13 protein-coding genes are annotated in these 20,472 nt (G+C 59.6%); 7 read left to right on the forward strand and 6 right to left on the reverse strand.

All coding sequences use genetic code 11. The features are described 5' to 3' along the window. The first annotated feature begins 3 nt into the window (after positions 1 to 3). Both ACI77I_RS19315 and ACI77I_RS19320 read left to right on the forward strand, forming a co-directional pair. Entirely contained in the window at positions 4 to 3,093 is a 3,090-nt protein-coding gene (locus ACI77I_RS19315) for a multidrug efflux RND transporter permease subunit (protein WP_406998196.1), read from the forward strand. 1,107 nt (positions 3,094 to 4,200) lie between these two features. Beyond that, complete coding sequence (locus ACI77I_RS19320; RefSeq protein WP_406998197.1) at positions 4,201 to 4,842, forward strand: DUF1345 domain-containing protein; 642 nt, start codon at positions 4,201 to 4,203, stop codon at positions 4,840 to 4,842. Between the two features lie 70 nt (positions 4,843 to 4,912). Here ACI77I_RS19320 and ACI77I_RS19325 read toward each other — a convergent pair whose 3' ends face one another. From ACI77I_RS19325 to ACI77I_RS19335, 3 genes are all read right to left on the reverse strand, one after another. Beyond that, positions 4,913 to 7,195, reverse strand: coding sequence for an autotransporter outer membrane beta-barrel domain-containing protein (locus ACI77I_RS19325; protein WP_242155864.1), 2,283 nt, complete (start codon positions 7,193 to 7,195; stop codon positions 4,913 to 4,915). A 255-nt stretch (positions 7,196 to 7,450) separates the two neighbouring features. Next, positions 7,451 to 9,571 (reverse strand): hypothetical protein, encoded by a 2,121-nt coding sequence (locus tag ACI77I_RS19330; protein ID WP_406998199.1) that lies wholly within the window; start codon positions 9,569 to 9,571, stop codon positions 7,451 to 7,453. Positions 9,572 to 9,723: 152 nt separating this feature from the next. Further along, entirely contained in the window at positions 9,724 to 10,956 is a 1,233-nt protein-coding gene (locus ACI77I_RS19335; RefSeq protein WP_406998200.1) for a hypothetical protein, read from the reverse strand. A 277-nt stretch (positions 10,957 to 11,233) separates the two neighbouring features. Here ACI77I_RS19335 and ACI77I_RS19340 point away from each other — a divergent pair, with 277 nt between their 5' ends. From ACI77I_RS19340 to ACI77I_RS19360, 5 genes are all read left to right on the forward strand, one after another. After that, a complete protein-coding gene (locus ACI77I_RS19340; protein ID WP_406998201.1) occupies positions 11,234 to 12,289 on the forward strand; it encodes a LacI family DNA-binding transcriptional regulator in 1,056 nt (351 codons plus the stop codon). Positions 12,290 to 12,379: 90 nt separating this feature from the next. Beyond that, on the forward strand, positions 12,380 to 13,162 hold the full coding sequence (locus ACI77I_RS19345; protein ID WP_406998202.1) for a sugar phosphate isomerase/epimerase family protein: 783 nt from the start codon (positions 12,380 to 12,382) through the stop codon (positions 13,160 to 13,162). Beyond that, positions 13,155 to 14,096 (forward strand): sugar kinase, encoded by a 942-nt coding sequence (locus ACI77I_RS19350; RefSeq protein WP_406998203.1) that lies wholly within the window; start codon positions 13,155 to 13,157, stop codon positions 14,094 to 14,096. The genes ACI77I_RS19345 and ACI77I_RS19350 overlap by 8 nt, the downstream gene beginning before the upstream one ends. A gap of 45 nt (positions 14,097 to 14,141) precedes the next feature. Next, positions 14,142 to 15,437 carry an MFS transporter gene (locus ACI77I_RS19355; protein ID WP_094953522.1) on the forward strand — a complete coding sequence of 432 codons (1,296 nt, stop codon included), beginning with the start codon at positions 14,142 to 14,144 and terminating at the stop codon, positions 15,435 to 15,437. Further along, positions 15,437 to 16,414, forward strand: a complete 978-nt coding sequence (locus ACI77I_RS19360; protein WP_242155856.1) for an NAD(P)-dependent oxidoreductase — start codon at positions 15,437 to 15,439, stop codon at positions 16,412 to 16,414. Before ACI77I_RS19355 ends, ACI77I_RS19360 begins: the two co-directional genes overlap by 1 nt. Before the next feature lie 137 nt (positions 16,415 to 16,551). Here the strand turns inward: ACI77I_RS19360 and ACI77I_RS19365 are convergent, their stop codons facing one another. Genes ACI77I_RS19365 through ACI77I_RS19375 form a run of 3 tightly spaced genes read right to left on the reverse strand, consistent with a single transcriptional unit; the run spans position 16,552 to position 20,472 of the window. Beyond that, complete coding sequence (locus ACI77I_RS19365; protein ID WP_242155854.1) at positions 16,552 to 18,255, reverse strand: AMP-binding protein; 1,704 nt, start codon at positions 18,253 to 18,255, stop codon at positions 16,552 to 16,554. Positions 18,256 to 18,286: 31 nt separating this feature from the next. Next, positions 18,287 to 19,585 (reverse strand): acetyl-CoA C-acetyltransferase, encoded by a 1,299-nt coding sequence (locus ACI77I_RS19370; protein WP_094953519.1) that lies wholly within the window; start codon positions 19,583 to 19,585, stop codon positions 18,287 to 18,289. Further along, positions 19,582 to 20,472 (reverse strand): MaoC/PaaZ C-terminal domain-containing protein, encoded by an 891-nt coding sequence (locus ACI77I_RS19375; RefSeq protein ID WP_094953518.1) that lies wholly within the window; start codon positions 20,470 to 20,472, stop codon positions 19,582 to 19,584. Before ACI77I_RS19375 ends, ACI77I_RS19370 begins: the two co-directional genes overlap by 4 nt.

A 20,472-nucleotide genomic window follows, 5' to 3' on the forward strand; every position in this document is an offset into this window, starting at 1 on the left:
GCCATGCCGCAGTTCTTTATTGATCGCCCGATCTTTGCCTGGGTGGTCGCCCTGTTTATCCTGCTGGCCGGCGCGCTCGCCATCCCGCAGCTGCCGGTGGCCCAGTACCCCGACGTCGCCCCGCCGAAGGTGGAAATCTACGCGGTGTACCCGGGCGCCTCGGCCCAGACGCTGGACGAAAGCGTGGTCAGCCTGATCGAGCAAGAACTCAACGGCGCCGACCACCTGCTGTATTTCGAATCCCAGAGCAGCCTGGGTTCGGCCACCATTACCGCGACGTTCCAGCCGGGCACCAACCCGGAAATGGCCCAGGTCGATGTGCAGAACCGCCTCAAAGCGGTAGAGCCGCGCCTGCCGCAGGCGGTGACCCAGCAAGGCTTACAGGTGGAGAAAGTGTCCGCCGGCTTCCTGCTGCTGGTCACCCTCACCTCCACCGACGGCAAGCTCGATGCCGTAGCGCTCAGCGATTACCTGGCACGCAACGTGATGAACGAGCTCAAGCGCCTGGACGGTGTGGGCAAGGCGCAGCTGTATGGGGCCGAGCGCGCCATGCGTATCTGGATCGACCCGCAGAAACTGATTGGCTTCAACCTCACGCCGGCTGACGTCAACGCCGCGATCAGCGCGCAGAACGCCCAGGTTTCGGCAGGCAGCATTGGTGATTTGCCAGGCACCAAAACCCAGGAAATCACCGCCGCGATACTGGTCAAGGGCCAGCTGTCGACCCCGGCGGAATTCGCCGACATCGTGCTCAAGGCCAACCCGGACGGCTCCACCGTGCGCGTCGGCGATGTGGCACGGGTGGAAATCGGCAGCCAGGAGTACCAGTTCTCCACGCGCCTGAACGGTAAGCCGTCCACCGCCGTCAGTGTGCAACTTGCGCCGGGGGCCAACGCGTTGAACACCGCCACCCTGGTGCGGGCGAAGATGGACGAGCTGTCGCGCTACTTCCCGGCCAACGTGGAGTACAAAATTCCGTACGACACCTCGCCATTCGTCAAAGTCTCGATCACCAAGGTGGTCTACACCTTGCTAGAGGCCATGGCGCTGGTGTTTGCGGTGATGTTCCTGTTCCTGCAAAACGTGCGCTACACCTTGATCCCAACGTTGGTGGTGCCGATTGCACTGATGGGCACTTTCGCCACCATGCTGTTGCTGGGGTTCTCGATCAACGTGCTGACCATGTTCGGCATGGTGTTGGCCATCGGTATCCTGGTGGACGACGCGATTGTGGTGGTGGAAAACGTCGAGCGCATCATGGTCACCGAGGGCCTGTCGCCCAAGGACGCGACGAAGAAGGCCATGGGCCAGATTACCGGTGCCATCGTCGGTATTACCCTGGTGCTGGTGGCGGTGTTTCTGCCGATGGCGTTCATGCCGGGTTCGGTGGGAGTGATCTACCAGCAGTTCTCGCTGTCGATGGCCACCTCGATCCTGTTCTCGGCGTTCCTCGCCCTGACCTTGACCCCGGCCCTGTGCGCCACCTTGCTCAAACCGATTCCCAAGGGCGAGCACCATGCCAAGGGCGGTTTCTTCGGCTGGTTCAACACACGCTTTGAACGCCTCACTGACCGCTACGAAGGCTGGGTGGCCTATGCCCTCAAGCGCAGCGGGCGTTACCTGTTGATCTATCTGGTGCTGCTGGTAGGCCTGGGTTGGATGTTCAGCCGCCTGCCCTCCTCGTTCCTGCCGGTGGAAGACCAGGGTTACACCATCACCGATATCCAACTGCCGCCGGGTGCAAGCAAGAACCGCACGGTGCAGGTGGCCGAGCAGATCGAGGCGCATAACGCCGAGGAGCCCGGGGTGGGTGACACCACCATGATCATGGGCTTCAGTTTCTCTGGTTCCGGGCAGAACGCGGCGTTGGCGTTTACCACGTTGAAGGATTGGTCGGAACGCGGCAGCGATGACTCCGCCGCATCGATTGCCGACCGCGCCAACGAAGCCTTCAGCGAACTCAAGGATGCGATTGCCTACGCGATCCTGCCGCCGCCGGTAGACGGCCTGGGCACGTCCAGCGGCTTCGAATTCCGCCTGCAGGACCGTGCTGGGGTCGGCCATGCCGCGTTGATGACTGCGCGTACCGAGTTGCTAGCCGCCGCCGAAAAAAGCCCGATCCTGGCCAACGTGCGCGAAAGCGCCCTGGCCGAGGCGCCGCAAGTGCAGCTGGAAGTGGACCGCAAGCAGGCCAACGCGCTGGGCGTGTCGTTTGCCGATGTGGGCAATGTGCTGTCCTCGGCCATTGGCTCAGCGTATGTCAACGACTTCCCCAACCAGGGCCGCATGCAGCGGGTGGTGGTACAGGCTGAAGGCGACCAGCGCAGCCAGGTGGCGGACTTGATGAAGATCAACGTGCGCAACAATGCTGGGAAAATGGTGCCGCTGTCGGCGTTTGTCGAAGCCAAATGGACCCAGGGCCCGGCGCAGTTGACGCGCTACAACGGCTACCCCGCCATCGCCATCAGCGGCGAGGCGGCGCCGGGGCACAGTACGGGTGAGGCCATGGAGGAGATCCAGCGTCTGGTCAGCCAACTGCCTGCGGGCCTGGGGCAGGAATGGACCGGGTTGTCGCTGCAGGAACGCTTGTCCGGCTCCCAGGCACCGTTGCTGTTGGGCCTGTCGCTGCTGATCGTGTTTCTGTGCCTGGCGGCGCTGTATGAAAGCTGGTCGATCCCGACGTCGGTGTTGCTGGTGGTGCCGCTGGGCGTACTCGGCGCCGTGGTGGCCGTGAGCTTGCGTGGTATGCCTAATGATGTGTTCTTCAAGGTTGGCTTGATCACCATCATCGGTTTGTCGGCGAAGAACGCGATTTTGATCATCGAGTTTGCCAAGGACTTGTATGACCAGGGCGAAGACCTGATCGACGCCACCTTAAAAGCCGCGCGCCTGCGCCTGCGGCCGATCATCATGACGTCGCTGGCATTTATCCTCGGCGTGGTGCCGTTGGCGATTGCCACCGGTGCCAGCTCGGCCAGCCAGCAGGCGATTGGTACCGGGGTGATCGGCGGGATGATCACCGCCACACTGGCGGTGGTGTTTGTGCCGGTGTTCTTTGTGGTGGTCATGAAGCTGGTGCGCAAGAAACCCTAAGTGGCGGGCGGGCCCGTTGCTATCAGCGGGTTTGCCACAACAGGCGTAGGTATCGACGCAAGTCTTTGTGTTGCTCTGAGGTTGTGACGGGGGTTTGTAGATTGAGTGCATATCCGTTGCTGCGGTCACGGCTGGTTAGGGTTCCGCCCTTACGGCGGGTCACTTTGGAAAAGCCCCAAAGTAACCAAAGGGCTCTTGCCCCACCACTCGGCACCTCGCTCACGCTTCGGTGTGCCCTCACGCAGGCTTTGGACCGTGGGCCGCCGCCATGGGCCATCCTTGGCCCATCGCGGCTAAACCGGCGTCCTGCCGGTTTACCCACGCTCCAAAGCCTGCGTTCGGCCAGCGTGGTTTAACGGGGCGCCTAAGATCAAAATCAAGAGCAAGAGCACGGCGGCCTAGTAGCCGACCTGAGTGGTTGAAGCAAAAGCAGGGCAACAGCACAGCAACACCCTATCTAGCTGATGTAATGAGATCCCAATGTGGGAGCGGCGGTGCGACGACTCGACTTGCTCGCGAAGGCGGTGGGTCAGTTACACATGAGCTGACTGACCCACCGCCTTCGCGAGCAAGCCCGCTCCCACAGTTTTGACCGAGTTCGACTGTCAGCACCGCAGTGCTCTGCTTTTCTGTGGGAGCTGGCTTGCCTGCGATGGCATCAACTCGATGTACTTGATGGACCGAGGTGTCTGCATCGCAGGCAAGCCAGCTACCACAGTTGATTGAGTTTCAGCTTCCACTATCAGGTCGGCTGTCAGGCCGCCTCGGCTTTGCTTTTGATCTAACCACTCAGGTCGGCTACTAGGCCGCCGTGCTCTTGCTTTTGATCTTAGGCGCTCCGTTAAACCACGCTGGCCGCACGCCGAGCCTAAGCGAGGTGCCGAGTGGTGGGGCAAGAGCCCTTTGGTTACTTTTGGCTGGGCCGGCATTCCGGGCTCTTTTCCAAAAGTGACCCGCTGTAAGAGCAGAACCCATATCAGCCATCACCCAAATAACGGATATGCTTCCAGCGCCCCCGTGAAAATCCAGGCCAACAGGCTCACCCCAGCAAGTTAGCCTCTGGAGAATGCGCTATGGTGCTCACAACATCCTCTGTTGTGAGCACCTATGGCCTTCCTTGCCCGCACCCACCCTCGCCTCTCATCCGCCGCCGTGCTCGGCCTTGCCGTGGGCATTCTGGCGCCTGCCGATACGCTGATCAGCAAGGTCCTCATCGGCTGGAACGCCGGGGTGTGGACCTACCTGCTGCTGATGGTGTGGCTGGCGACCCGCGCCCGCGCCGACGACGTAAAACGCATCGCCGAAGTCGAGGATGAAAACGCAGGCCTGGTGCTGTTTATGGTGTGCATCGCGGCGATTGCGAGCCTGGCGACCATCACGGTCAACCTGGTAGGCAGCAAGGACCTGGACAGTACGGCGCGCCTGCTGCATTACGGTTTTACCGGCATGACCGTGATCGGTTCATGGTTGCTGACGGGGGTGATTTTCAGCGTGCACTACGCGCGGCTTTTTTATACCTGGGAAGGTGACGAGCCAGCGCTGCGCTTTGCCGAAGGCTTGCGCAACCCCAACTATTGGGACTTTCTGTACTTCTCGTTCACCATCGGCGTGGCGGTGCAAACGGCGGATGTGGGGGTGGCCACGCGCAGTATGCGCAAAGTCGTGCTGGGCCAGTCGTTGATCGGGTTCCTGTTCAATACCGCAATTCTGGGTTTCTCGATCAACATTGCCGCAGGGTTGTTCAGCTAGGCCGGCGTACAGATCTGGCAGGCAAAAAAATGGGAAGCCGAGGCTTCCCATTTTTAACTGCGTGAACTGCTTAGAAAGCCCACTGCACGCCTACAGTAGCGCCCCAAGGCTGGTCATAGGCCTTGCCTTTCATGTGAGTGCCTTCGGCATGCACGCTCAGGCTGGGTGACAACGAAACAGCCAAGCCGGCCGCGACCTCTACACTGCCGCCCGACAGGTTGTTTTTAAATTGCTGATCGTTGACATAGACCTTGTTGTCCGGGCTGAAATCACGCGCCACGGCAGTACGCAGGTACGGCTGCAGGATGCCACCGCTTTCGAGCTGGATATTTTTACCTGCGGTTACACCGACCTTACCGATCGCTGAAGTGGCACGGTCGCTCTTTGCCTTCAAACCGTTGTCCATCGTGTAGTTGGAGCCGCCGATAGCAGCGACGGCCAACTGAGCGAAGGGTTCAAGATACAAACCGTCGTCATCGAGCTTGATATTCTTGCCGACCTCAACCGATGCACTGACCGCGTCTTGCGAGTATTTGCCTTTGGCGCGCTGACCATCGCTCATGTTGACCTGACTTTGGCCGTTCAAGCGGTTGACCTTCGCCGTGAGGTCTACATACACACCACTCTCGTCATCACGCAAAATGCCATAGACACCCGCGTAGTAGCTGTTGACCATACCGCTGCTGCCGCGGCTCAGGCCTAGGGTGGAATTGCTGTAACCGCCCATCACACCCAATGTCCACAGTTCATCGACCGCCCAGTCTGCACCGATGGTCAGACCCGACTGATTCTGTGAGTAGCCCACGCCGTTGCTGTTGGCCGCCACGTCCACCTTGTTACCGTAGCCACGCATCCACAGGCCTTGGCTCTTGCCTTCGCCGAAGCGTACTTCACCCATGCGGGTGCGCAGTATGCTCGATTCGCCGAGCAATACGGCTGGCGCCGCGTTCGCGAGTGCGAGCACCGCCTTGGCGCTGGTACTGGTACCCCGTTTCTCGGTGTCCAAGTACCAATCGGTGCCTTCCTGCTTGAGCCCATATTCGAAAGCGCCGACATCGACGGTATCGCCCACCAGGCCAAACTTGGCGCCGCCGCTTTGAGTGTGCACCACCTTGATGGCCTCGCCGGTGGCCAACTCCGAGCCACTGGCGCCAATCAACAGCTGGTGATTACCTTCGGCGTTGCCATTGACGTTCAACAAGTCGGTCTCGCCGGTGTTGAAGTTGGTGTGCATTTTGAACGTGCCGTTGCCGGCCAAGCTGTTAGTGTTCAGTTGAAAGTACTGGGTTGGGCTGCCAAAGACGACGTTACCGCCGGCCATTCTCAGCGCATTGACCTGGCTGTCACCCACCAGCATCCACTGGGCATTACCGTTGACATCAAGTTGCTTGACGTTGAACAGCTGGCCGGTCAGCGACGCATTGTTGTTGAGTTGCACTGTGCCCGTGCTGCCTGCACCAATGCGCACGTCACCGACCAAGGTGCTGTTGTCGACGTTCATGTTGGCAATGGAACTATTGCCCACCTCAAGCAGAACACCATTGCCGCCAATCAGCCTCGATCCGTTCAGCACCTGAATATCGGACGAGGGTCTATTGTTCGCCGTAGGGTTTACCAAGATCGCCGAACCGGTTTTGCCCTCGACGACAGAATGGTCGAGGATCAAGGTATTGGTCCGGGTCACGTTACCTTCCGCACGCATGAATACGCCGTTGCGCCCCCCTACGATGCTGCTGTTATTCCTTACAAAGGCGTCAGCGTTCGCCAATTGCAAACCGGTGCCCGTGGCACCCGTGGCCTGGACCTGCGCGCGATCAAGGTTGACCGTGCTGTAGGCACTGGCCGTAATACCGAAATCCCTACCGGATACCCGGCTGTTGTTGTTTACCGTGATGGTCGATCCAACCTGGCTGAGGCCGTTCCGGCTGGCCTGCACACCTGCCAAACCGGTATTAGTGACCGTGCTGTTGTTAGTGATCAATACGCTGCTGTTGTTAAGAACGTGAACAGCGGCAGTTAACCCAAATACTCCTGTACGAGCAGTCACCTGAGAGCCATCAACCACTACGGTCGATCCACCCGTAGCATCGATATCTAACGTTGTGCTACCCGGCCGCAGCGTCAAGCCTGCACCCACCGCCTTAATTTGCGTGGTGGTCGCACCGTCAACAATCAAGCTCGAACCTGCGCTAAGCTCGTAATTAGTAACCGGAGCAGTCGACGATATTACCGTGCCAGGCTGAGTTATGATCCGTGCCTGCACATCAGGGGACGCCAGAAGAAACAGCGTAACAGCCTGAGCCGTCAGGGCCAGGCTCAAAGGCGTGGGTTTGAAATTAAATACTGCCGACATCTTAGTTGACCTCTAGTTGGCGTTCCTTCACGAAACGATAGGGCGGATTCTAAATCTCGTGAGACCCCTCCAATCAAGCGTCGCCATAATTACCCAGCAAACACGCCAGTTCTGTAGGATTTTTCCTGAACTGGAGTGTCAACAATAAACAGATGCTGTAAGACCGAATCATTGCGACACTTTTTCAACACACAACAACTGACATAACCAAGTAAGCCAGAGACGGTCTCCCGCGCTCTGGCTATTACCTTGGTTTTACACTACTGGCACAGGCGTACCATCACAATACAGCGCAGAGGTAATCGGCCCAGGTCTGATGTGATTCAGGCGATAATCTGCAGGATCAGAGTTCACCAGTTCACCCGCTACCGTCACACTGTATATCAACCTTAGCGAGGCCGCGTTCACCGACCGAGCGTTTTGAATCTGTTTGAAAAAAGCACCGGGCGAAGGAAACGTTAAATCAAACCCTAATGTCGACGCCGACAGCGGGAGTGGGTTTGGGAAAGGTATAGTTGTCGACGCAGCTACAGGTGCCGCCTGGCTAGTATTTCTATACCCCGTAATAGTAATCGAGCCGTTCGTGGCACCGTCTAAATTCACTGAAGGCGGAATAAATACTCTAAGTATGCCGGTATTCAATGGATCCAAGGTCGAGCAGACAACCGTCGTTGTCGCCCGTCGAACGATAGGCGCATTCATTCGCCTGAAGACAGATTCTACAGTGACCTCCGTCGCGTTTAGCGGCTGCTGCTGGTTGGTAGAGGTGGTTCGACGGACCGTGTAGCTAGCAATTTGCAGAGGGCCGCCCAATGCCCTGATAGTGTCCCAAGTAATTGGGAACTCTACGATTCCATTGGCTGGGATGTCCGCAGGGGTCGAAAAAGTCTTTTCCGCCGAATAGGCGCCGTAGCTGAAAGAAATCACGAACGGCGTGGCGGCTGCAGGCAGTGTCGCCACATTCCACAGTGTTACCAGACCCACGGCATCGCGGCCATTGTCAACACGCTCGAGTCTATTGTTAGGTCGGGTTTCACCAGCGGGGCGTACCGGTTGAACAACGACCGGAGGGAGATTAGGGTTAGCATCCGTTCCATCTGTCGTCCCGGGTATTACGATTACATTCAGGTCCAGATTGAATATCGTAGTTGCCGCTACCGGGTAAGTAACCCCGCCGCGTATAACGACGTAAGAAACCGTGACTTGCTGGGTGCCTACTGCATTACCGTAGAGCGTAGCAAGTTGAGCCGGGGTGGCCAGCACGGGAACGGAGAAAGGCGTATTACCCAGTGGCCTATCAGCCAACGTCACGGCAACGCCAGTCGAACCCGGGGTCGCCGTCGGGGTAAGGGTCACTCTGAACGTATCTGTCGGGGTTGAGCGCTGAGGATTGGTATAAGGCGGAATGAGTACTTGCAAGCCGCCTTCAAGCGCCATATCGGCGCGATTGATCAGGTTGTCACCAGGGACTGCATGCAAAACCTGCGGCGCCAAAAAGTCAGTGGCGGCGGGGCCCATGGCTACATCGTTTAGCAGGTAAACATTCGACCATTCACTGCAGTAGTTGGCAACGTCACAAAGCTGGTAGCTGAAACGGAAGTTACCATTAGGCGCAGCCTCGATAGTATCCAATGACAATGGAACGGTAACGGCAACCGCCGGATCGTTGGAAATCGGGTATTTTGTTTCCGCACTGGTTGAATCAATGGGAATAGGATAGGGCAACTCGCCGAATCTAAACTGCGCATAATCGCCTTCCTGACGACCTCTCGCAGCATCGTACGGCAGCGTAAACATCACCCTTCGACCGGGCTGGCTCGCGAAGTAATTGCGATCAAACGGGACCGGTAGAGGCTGAGGGGGCACCGGTGCAGGCGGGGCTATTCGCGGCAGATCATACGGGCTCACACCGTCTATAATGATCAACTGTGGTACAGACATGGTTCTGTTGCCTACAGTCGGGTCGTCGTCGCCGATACCGTACCGTAGCAAGTGTACGCCCGATGAGAAAAGGGATCGAGGAAGAGACACCACCGTATCGCCGATGGGGTCGGCAAGGAATCTAAAAGCGAGGTAAGTCTTAGCCGTTAAAAAATATGGACTATCGGTTGCCTCAACATCAGGAGTAGGAAGGGCAAAGGGTACCGTAACATCAAACGGCACCACCTCAAATGTTAGGGTGTTACCAGCTAGTACACCAGTCCCAAGCGGTATAGTGACAGTTATCGTATCGCCCAATGCCGTCTCTCGGTACAGCAAGCCAGTAAAGTTAGGCACTTCACCCAAAAACGTGGCTGGCGCAAACCTATCGGTATAATTACGAGCAAGAATCGCGGTCTCAAAATCAGTGATAATTTTTCTATTTGCGACATTCATTTTAATTCTCCGTTGTTTTAAACCATACAACCTTCTACCCACTTCGCCACTCGAGCAAACTTACGCTTACCCACCACGAATCTTTAAGGCGCACCTTGAGTGCTTACGTTATTTTCCGAAAACAACGACACGCTGTTCAAAACAGCAAAGGCTCACGTATCTAAAATGATTCCACCCGGCGCGCAATAGCCCCCCGTGGGAAAAGTCAAATCAACACGCAACAAACGTTGCAGCGAGTCGCCCAACTTTGCACCCCCACGCCAGACTTCATATCGACCAATAGCGGATGAAAATTTGCGCAAGGGAAACAGTGCCGTGTAGTACGCATCCATGACGACCGGCATGCCTGTCGTTTGATGCAGTAACGTCCACGTCGCAGTCTGTTCAAATAGGACGTTCGCAAGCAGTGTTTCCCAGTTATTGGTTTGATACCCTTGCCAGATAAACTTTATCTGGTCGCCCACCTGTATGTTGGTGTTCGGAAGAATTGTCCAACTAACGCTTTTCTTCTCGGTAGTGAGCGAACTACACGTCAAGTAACCTAGTCTATTAAGTGTGCTTTCCAGTCTCGGCGCCGGAAGCGTGACAGGCTGGACTACCACAGCAGACCCCACCACGAAAGGGAGATCGGCACTCAAGTCACTGTAATTTCCCGTCGCGTCGTAAATTCTGAAGCGCACGTACGCGTTGCCATTGCTCAGCTTGCGAAAGGCGTCAGCCGCGAGTGTTGCGGTCCATGGGAGGCTACTGACATTCAGCAACGACCCGCCCGCCGCCGCCGCTACGGGAGCGTTAGGCTGGTTGGATAAAAAGAACTCGATCCGATCCCCTTTCGCCATCACGTTGTAGAGCGGGATGTAAAACGCCACGAGAGGGTTGGCTGTCAAATAGGCCTCGTTGACCGCCGGTACGGGCGGCACCACAAACCGCACGGTATCCGTCGATTTCAGCAGGCTTGGCCGTTCCAGATCGACGAGGATCTGTGTTTTTTGAGATTCCGTCGTGTTGCCGCCATTGATAACCGAGTAAAAAAGCCACGCTGTACGACGGGGACGGCGCCTCAACCACGCCAAAGGGATTTCAAACTCGTATTCGTTGGGAATTGCCGGCGGCGGTGGCTTGATTGTTATTCGCTCGATAAGCCACTCGCCATCGTCGCTGAGCTCTCGAAGCTCAAGGATATGGTCTTCATCACCCGCTACCTGTAACGGCGACCAACGTGGGATCTGGACTTTCAAGGGGGTTAACAAATAGTTGAGCGGCACCACGCCATCGGGGTCGTTAAGGTCGACACCCGTGATCGTCATCGGCGGTAACTCTGCGCCGACCCCCAGGGTCAGTATCTTCGAACCGAAGCGCGGATAGGGTTTTTGGAGGTTAGCCATGTTCCGGCCTCAGGTTAATTTTCATGACGACGCATCACAGGAGAGGATTACTTCTGCCTATCGTCCGTAGGAAAATTAAACGCCTAAAGCCTTTGGCCGGATACTGTCATAACTAACAGGTAGCCCTATCCGTTCGTCGGTTTTCTCACGCCTGGTGCCGTGACCTTTTTTAAATAGTTCTTGACGAAACGGGCTGCCTGGCATTCTATGAAACCGGTTTCAGACTGCCGAATGCTGGCAATCAAACGACTAAATCCAATAAGAAAGGCCCGCCACCGTGACTCCATTTTCCGCCGCCCAACGCAGCCGCGTGACCATGCTTGACGTCGCCGAGCGCGCCGGCGTGTCCAAGGCCAGCGTTTCGCGTTTTATCGGTGATGACCGCGCCCTGCTCTCCGACGCCATTGCCCTGCGCATCGAGCAAGCCATCAGCGACCTCGGCTACCGCCCCAACCAAATGGCCCGCGGTTTGAAACGAGGGCGCACACGCCTGATCGGCATGCTGGTCGCCGATATCCGCAACCCCTATTCCATTGCCGTGATGCACGGCGTCGAGACCGCCTGCCGCCGGCATGGCTATAGCTTGGTGGTGTGCAACACCGACCGCGATGACGAACAGGAACGCCAACACTTGGCGGCGCTGCGCTCGTACAACATCGAAGGGTTGATTGTGAACACCCTCGGCCATCACCTCGACCAATTGCTCGAACTGCAGCAGGAAATGCCGCTGGTGCTGGTGGACCGCAAGGTCGAGCCGCTGCACAGCGACCTGGTCGGGCTGGATAACCCCGCCACCGTGCGCATCGCTGTGGAGCATCTGCAACAGCAGGGTTATCGCGATGTGTTGCTGGTGAGCGAAGCCGCCGACGGCACCAGCTCGCGCCTGGAGCGCCAGACCAGTTTCACGGCCGAGATCGCCAGCCGCCCCGAACTGACTGGCGCAGTGCTGGAACTGGATGGCGAACTGGAAAGCCGTTTGCAGGCCTTTGTTGCCAAGCCCGGCCCGAAGGCGTTGTTCTGCGCCAACGGCATTGCCGCGCTGGCCTGTACCCGTGCGCTCAAGGCCCTGGGCTGTAACCTGTTTGACGATGTGGGCCTGATCGCCCTGGATGACCTGGACTGGTACCCATTGGTGGGCAACGGCATCACCGCCCTCGCCCAGCCCACTGAAGCGATTGGCGCCAGTGCCTTCGACTGCCTGCTCAAACGCCTGCGCGGCGATGACGCGCCGACGCGCACCCTGGATTTTTTGCCGGAATTAATCATCCGTGGCTCCACACAATCCCTTGTGGGAGCTGGCTTGCCTGCGATGACGGTTCAGCAGACGAAGTAGTAATCGCCTGACACACCGTCATCGCAGGCAAGCCAGCTCCCACACTTGTTTTGCGTAGAAAAATGAAACCGGTTTCAGAGGTACATAACAATGCATAAATACCCCGTCTCCATCAGCCTTTCCAGCTACGGCGCTGACCTGGTACGCCAGCAGGGCCAACTGAGTTTCGTCGAGTTGCTGAGCGCCGCCGGCGCCCAGCGCATCGAATGGCGCGAAGAACTGCTGACCCGCGAACACCCTGCCGCTCTGGCCCAGGCCGCCGCCGCGCATGGCCTGGAATGCGTGTTCTCCTCGCCGCTGGAACTGTGGGTCGCCGGCCGCGCCCAGCCCAACGCCGAGCTGAATGCCACCCTCGACCGCGCCCAGGCATTTGGCGCGCGCTGGCTGAAGGTCTCCCTCGGTTACTTCACCGACACCAACGACCTGCAAAGCCTGCACGCCCTGCTCAACCGCCACCCCGTTCAGCTGCTGGTGGAAAACGACCAGACCCTGCAGGGTGGGCGTATCGAGCCGTTGCAGCGGTTCTTCACTGAGGTCGAGCGCCTTGGCCTGCCCGTGAAAATGACGTTCGACATCGGCAACTGGCAGTGGCAGGACCAATCCGCCCTCACCGCCGCACGCCTGCTCGGCCGGCATGTGGATTACCTGCATTGCAAGGCCGTGGCCCGCCGCCAGGACGGCAAGCTGGTGGCCCTGCCGCCCGGCGCCACCGACCTGCATCTGTGGGAACAACTGCTCAAACATATGACTCAAGGTATTACCCGGGCCGTGGAATTCCCGTTGCAAGGCGATGACCTGGTGGAGGTCACCGCGCAGCAGGTCGCCGCCCTCGCCGTCCTTGGCCAACCCCGTGCGGAGAATGCCCATGTCTGAGATCGATATCCTGTCGTTTGGTGAAACCATGGCGATGTTTGTCGCCGAGCAGACCGGCGATTTGGCTCAGGTGGCCCAGTTCCACAAACGTATTGCCGGCGCCGACAGCAACGTCGCCATCGGCCTGTCGCGCCTGGGCTTCAACGTGGCCTGGCTAAGCCGCGTCGGGGATGATTCGCTCGGGCGTTTTGTGGTCGACACACTGAAAAAAGAAGGCTTGGATTGCCAGCATGTGGCGGTGGACCCGCAGCACCCCACCGGCTTTCAGTTCAAGTCCCGCGAAGAAGCCGGCGCAGACCCTCAGGTCGAATACTTCCGCAAAGGTTCGGCCGCCAGCCACTTGTCCATCGCCGCCATCAGCCCCGCGCTGTTACAGGCGCGGCACCTGCATGCCACCGGCATACCGCCGGCCTTGTCTGAGGCGACCCGCGAGCTGTCGGTGGAATTGATGACGCAAACGCGCAAGGCCGGGCGCAGTGTGTCGTTCGACCCGAACCTGCGCCCGTTGCTATGGGCCAGCCAAGCGCAAATGATCGGCGCAATCAACGCCCTTGCCGCGCTGGCTGATTGGGTATTGCCAGGCTTGAGCGAAGGCCGCTTGCTCACCGGTTTCGACGACCCGGCCGACATCGCCGCGTTCTATCTCGACCAAGGCGCCGAAGCCGTGGCGATCAAGCTTGGGCCGGATGGCGCCTATTACCGCACCCAAATGGACCAAGGCTTTGTCGCCGCCGTGCCGGTGGAAAAAGTCGTCGACACCGTCGGCGCCGGCGATGGCTTTGCCGTCGGCATGATCAGCGCCCTGCTGGAGAACCTCAGCTTCCCCGACGCGGTAAAGCGCGGCAACTGGATCGGCAGCCGCGCCGTGCAGAGCCGGGGCGATATGGAAGGCTTGCCGACCCGCTTGGAGTTACCTGCCCGATCCGTTGCATGACCCACACCCTGTTGCCACAACTACAACAAGCTCAGGAGCAACCCCATGGATACCTTGAAACTCGCCACCCGCCGCTGGTGGTACATCATGCCCATCGTGTTTATCACCTACAGCCTGGCGTACCTGGACCGCGCCAACTACGGCTTCGCCGCCGCCTCCGGGATGGCCGAAGACCTGATGATCACCCCCGGCATGTCCTCGCTGCTGGGCGCGCTGTTCTTCCTCGGCTACTTTTTCTTCCAGGTGCCGGGGGCGATCTACGCGCAAAAGCGCAGCGTTAAAAAACTGATTTTCGTCAGCCTGATCCTCTGGGGCGGCCTCGCCACCCTGACCGGCGTGGTGTCCAACGCCTACATGTTGATCGCCATACGCTTCATGCTCGGGGTGGTCGAAGCCGCCGTGATGCCGGCGATGCTGGTTTACCTGTGCCATTGGTTTACGCGTGCGGAACGCTCGCGCGCCAACACCTTCCTGATCCTCGGCAACCCGGTGACCATGCTGTGGATGTCGGTGGTCTCGGGCTATCTGGTGCAGCATTTCAGCTGGCGTTGGATGTTTATCATCGAAGGTTTGCCGGCGGTGATCTGGGCGTTTATCTGGTGGAAGCTGGCGGATGAAAAACCCGCCGACGCCAAGTGGCTGAGTGAGCAACACAAAAAAGACCTGGAAAGCGCCCTGGCCGCCGAACAAGTCGGGATCAAGGCGGTGAAGAACTACGCCGAGGCGTTTCGCTCGCCCAAGGTGATCGTCCTGGCGCTGCAGTTTTTCTGCTGGAGCATCGGCGTGTACGGCTTTGTGCTGTGGCTGCCGTCGATCCTCAAGGCCGGTTTGCAGATGGACATGGTCGAAGCCGGCTGGCTGTCGGCGCTGCCGTACCTGGCAGCGGTGATCGGCATGCTCGTGGTGTCGTGGGGCTCGGACAAGCTGCAAAAACGTAAACGTTTTGTGTGGCCGCCCTTGTTGATTGCGTCCATCGCGTTTTATGCGTCCTACGCACTCGGCGCTGAGCATTTCTGGTGGTCCTACACCCTGCTGGTGATTGCCGGGGCCTGCATGTATGCGCCTTACGGGCCGTTCTTCGCCATCGTCCCGGAAATTCTGCCGGCCAACGTTGCCGGTGGCGCCATGGCACTGATCAACAGCATGGGCGCGCTCGGCTCTTTCGGCGGCTCCTACCTGGTGGGTTACCTCAATAGCAGCACCGGTTCGCCTGGCGCCTCGTACCTGCTGATGAGCGGTGCGCTGATGCTGGCCGTGGTGCTGACGATTTTCCTCAAGCCCGGCGCCAGCGACCGTGTACGCGTGCCGATGCCCACTCTTGGATTGAAGGTGAAAACCTGATGAAAAAATCTGTCGTTTTATATAAAAAACTCTCCGCGCCCTTGATGGCCCGGCTGCACGAGCACGCCGACGTCACGCTGATCGACGCGCTGGACGAACCGGGCCTGGCCAAACTGCGCGACGCCTTACCCCGTGCCCAGGGCCTGCTGGGTGCCAGCCTGCGCCTGGACGCCCAGTTGCTCGACCTGGCGCCCAAGCTTGAAGCAGTCGCCAGCGTCTCGGTGGGTGTCGACAACTACGACATCGACTACCTCACCCAACGTGGCATCCTGCTCAGCAACACCCCGGATGTGCTCACCGAAACCACTGCCGATACCGGTTTCGCGCTGATCCTGGCGACCGCGCGCCGTGTGGTCGAACTGGCCGACATGGTCCGCGCCGGCCAATGGAACAAAAACATCGGCCCCGCGCATTTCGGCAGCGACGTACACGGCAAGACCCTGGGCATTATCGGCATGGGCCGCATCGGCGAAGCCCTGGCTCAACGCGGGCATTTTGGTTTTGGCATGCCGGTGATCTACCACAGCCACTCGCCCAAACCGTTGGTGGAAGAACGCTTCGGCGCGCAGTACCGCAGTTTGGTGGCCTTGCTCAAGGAAGCCGACTTTGTTTGCCTGACCTTGCCGCTGACCGCCGAAACCGAAAAGCTGATCGGCGCTGAAGAGTTTGCGCTGATGGGCCCAGAGACGATCTTTATCAATATCTCGCGTGGCAAAGTGGTGGACGAGGCCGCACTGGTCCAAGCGTTGCAGCAACGTACGATTCGGGCGGCGGGCCTGGATGTGTTTGAGCGTGAACCGTTGAACCACGACTCGCCGTTGCTGCGCTTGAACAACGTGGTGGCCACACCACACATCGGCTCGGCGACCCATGAAACGCGTGAGGCGATGGCCAAGTGTGCGGTGGACAACCTGCTGGCGGCGCTGGCGGGTGAACGGCCGAAAAACCTGGTGAATCCAACCGCCTGGAAACACTGATCGCCTAGACTTACACAACACCCATGTGGGAGCGGGCTTGCCCGCGATGGCGGTGTGTCAGTCGATGAATTCGGTGACTGACACAGAGCTATCGCGGGCAAGCCCGCTCCCACAGTTAGATCACCTACACCGGTAAATCAGCGCAAGGCGCGGCGCAGTACTTTGCCGACGGTGGTCTTGGGCAGTTCGGTGGTGCGAAATTCCACATACCGCGGCACTTTGTACCCTGTCAGGTATTCCCGGCAGTGAGCGAGGATCTGTTCCTGGGTCAGGTTCGGGTCTTTGCGCACGACGATGATTTTCACTTTTTCCCCGGTCACAGCGTCTTCCACGCCGATGGCCGCCACTTCACTCACGCCTGGGTGCAAGGCCACCACGTCTTCGATTTCATTGGGGTACACGTTGAAGCCCGAGACCAGGATCATGTCTTTCTTGCGGTCGACCAGGCGGATATAGCCGCGCTCATCCATTACGCCGATATCCCCGGTCGACAACCAGCCCTCGGCATCCAGCACCTCGGCGGTTTCCTTCGGGCGCTTCCAGTAACCCTGCATCACCTGCGGCCCACGCACTTGCAGCTCGCCCTGCTCACCGATGCCGGCCAACTCGCCGTCCTCGCGCATAAAGCGCACCCAGGTCGACGGCAATGGCACGCCAATGCTGCCGGTAAACTCCATCTCGCGCATGCGTGAGATGTCGATGGGGCTGATGCTCACCACCGGCGAGCATTCGGTCAGCCCGTAGCCCTCGATGATCGGCAGCCCGGTCACCTCCTTCCAACGCTTGGCCACCGCCGTGTGCGTGGCCATGCCGCCGGCAATCACCATGCGCAGGTCGGAGAAGTCCCTCGCGCAGAATTCCTTGTTTTCCAGCAAGCCATTAAACAAGGTGTTGACCCCGGCAATCCCGTTGAAACGCTCTTTGCGCAGGATCATCTGCACGCGCTTCACGTCGCGCGGGTTGGCGATCAGGATGTTGCGCCCGCCCAGGCACATGAACATCAGGCAGTTCACCGTCAGGGAAAAGATGTGGTACAGCGGCAACAAGGTGACGTTGGTTTCTTGCGTGTCCTGGTCCAACTGGTCACCGACCCAGGCCTTGGCCTGCAACAGGTTGGCGATGATATTGCGGTGGCTGAGCATCACGCCCTTGGCGTCCCCCGTGGTGCCGCCGGTGTATTGCAAGAAGGCCAGCTCATCGAGGTTCATCGCCACCGGGAGGTGATTGAGCGCCCGTCCCTGTTTCAGCACCTTGTTGAAGCGCACGGCGCCGGGCAGGTTGAATGTGGGCACCTGCTTTTGCACGCTGCGCAGGATGAAGTTCATCGCCGCGCCCTTCAAGGTGCCGAGTAAATCGCCGATGGCCGCCAGCACCACGCGCTTGACGCTGCTGCCGGCCACAACCTTTTCGAGGGTGTGGGCGAAGTTTTCGAAGATCACCACCGTTTCGGCGCCGCTGTCCTTGAGCAAATGCTTGAGCTCATGGGCGGTGTACAGCGGGTTGACGTTGACCACCACCGCACCGGCCAGGATCGTGCCCAGCAGGCAGATCGGGTACTGCAAGCAGTTGGGCATCATCAACGCCACACGGTCGCCTTTCTTCACGCCCTGGCCCTGCAGCCACGCGGCAAACGCGATGCCTTGCACCTGCCAGTCGGCATAGGTCATTTCGGTACCGATGCTGACGTAAGCGACGCGTTCGCGGAACTTCTCCAGGTGTTCCAGGAACACCTCACGCAACGACGGATACGCCTCGATACCCGCCTCAATGTCTGCCGGCACGCCGGGCAAGTAAGCGTTCAACCAGATCCGTTCGGCGTGTTCCAGGCTTACAGCGTTCATGGCAGTCTCCTTGTTATTGTTTTGGGTAACGCTACTTTTCGACGATGGCGGTAATGCCCAGCCCGCCCGCCGCGCAGATCGAAATCAAGCCGCGCCCGCCACCGTTCTCATGGATGGTTTTGGCCAGCGCCGCCAGTTGCCGGCCACCGGTGGCGGCGAACGGATGACCGCAGCCGAGCGAGCCGCCGTTGACGTTCATCTTGCTGCGGTCGATGGCGCCCAACGGTGCGTCCAAGCCTAGACGCTCGCGGCAATAATCGGCGTCCTCCCAGGCCTTGAGGGTGCACAGCACCTGAGCGGCGAAGGCTTCGTGAATCTCAAAAAAATCGAAGTCGGCAAAGCTCAGGCCTTCGCGTTTGAGCATGCGTGGCACCGCATAGGCCGGTGCCATCAACAGGCCCTCGGCGCCGTCGACAAAACTCACCGCCGCCGTCTCGCCAGTGCGCAGGTAGGCCAGCACTGGCCAGCCATGTTCAGCCGCCCATTCTTCGCTGGCCAGCAGCACCACCGAGGCGCCATCGGTCAGCGGCGTGGAGTTGCCCGCCGTGAGGGTGCCGTTCTGGCGGTCGTAGGCCGGGGACAGCCCGGCGAGCTTCTCCAGGCTGGCGTCGGCGCGCAGGTTGTTGTCGCGCACCAGGCCACGGTAAGGGCTGATCAAATCGTCAAAGAAGCCACGTTGGTAGGCCGCATCCAGGCGCTGATGGCTGGTCAGGGTCAACTCGTCCTGGGCCAGGCGTTTGATCTGCCAGCGCTTGGCCATTTCTTCGCAGTGCTCACCCATCGACAAGCCGGTGCGCGGCTCGCCATTGCGCGGCAGCAACGGCTTGAAAAACATCGCCGGTCGCACCTTCAGCAGCGCTTTCAACGTGTCGCCAAGGCCTTTGGCGCGATTAGCCGAGAGTAAGGTGTGGCGCAGGGATTCATTGATGCCGATGGGCGCATCGGAGGTGGTGTCGGCCCCCCCGGCAATGCCCACTTCGATCTGGCCCAGGGCGATTTTATTCGCCACCAGCAACGCCGCTTCCAGGCCCGTGCCGCAGGCTTGTTGCACGTCGTACGCAGGCGTTTCTGGCGACAGCGTGGTCGACAACAACGACTCACGCGCCAAGTTGAAATCCCGCGAATGCTTGATCACCGCGCCCGCAGCAAACTCGCCCAGGCGCTGGCCGTGCAGGTTGTAGCGCTCGACCAGGCCTTGCAAGGCGGCAACCAGCAGGTCCTGGTTGCTGTCATGGGCATACACACTGTTGGAACGGGCAAACGGAATACGGTTGCCGCCGATAATCGCCACACGGCGGGTCGGGGCCGGGTTGAAGCTGTAATCACTCATGGGTGGCTCTCATTCCAAATAAACAGCCCACGCATATGCGGTTTATCACCGGCAAAGTTGCGCACTTCGAACTCACGGCGCGGGCCGGTTGCCGGGCGACTCCACAGGGCGACCTGGCCGGGCAGGAAGATCGGCAGTTTGAAGTCGCAATGCGCTTGCGCCTGATCCAGACCACCCGGCGGTTGCTGGGCCGCCAATGCGCGGCCCAAGGTCCACATGCCGTGGGCGATAGCACGGCGAAAGCCGAATATTTTGGCGCCGATCACCGAGGTGTGAATCGGGTTGAAATCCCCCGAAACCTTGGCAAACCGTCGGCCGAGGTCGGCGGGCAGCACCCAGCGCTGGGTGCGTAACAGGCCGTCTTCCTGCAACCCCAGCACGTCATCCCACGGTTCACCGACCGGGTTTTTCACGGCGCGGCGCAGGTACAGGCTGTCGCTCTCCCACACCAGCGCGTCGGCGCTGTAGGCCCGCGTGGCGATACTCAGCGCCTGGCCTTTGGGATGCGCGACCCAACGCTCGCAAAATACCTCCAGGCGCAGCGCCTGGCCTTCGTGCAAGCGCTGGTGCTGACGAATGCGATTGGCCAGATGCACCATGCCGCTGGCCGGGTACGGAAAGCTTGGCCGCGTCAGCAGCATCAGGTGCAACGGGAACGCCAGCACGTGCGGATAGGACAGCGGCACGCCCTGCTCACGCCGGAAACCACAGGCGCGGCCATACGCGGCGATGTCACTGGCCGACAGCTCCACCGCCGCGCGCACCAACAGTGCCTGGGGCAGCAACGGCGCGCCGTCGAGCTTGGGTTTGCGCAGCGCGCGCACACCATCCAGTAACAGCTGGGTGCGTGAGGGTGGTGGGTCGATGATCTGCGTCACGTAGTCCAT

The organism is Pseudomonas sp. D47 (assembly GCF_045447305.1).
Lineage (GTDB): Bacteria > Pseudomonadota > Gammaproteobacteria > Pseudomonadales > Pseudomonadaceae > Aquipseudomonas.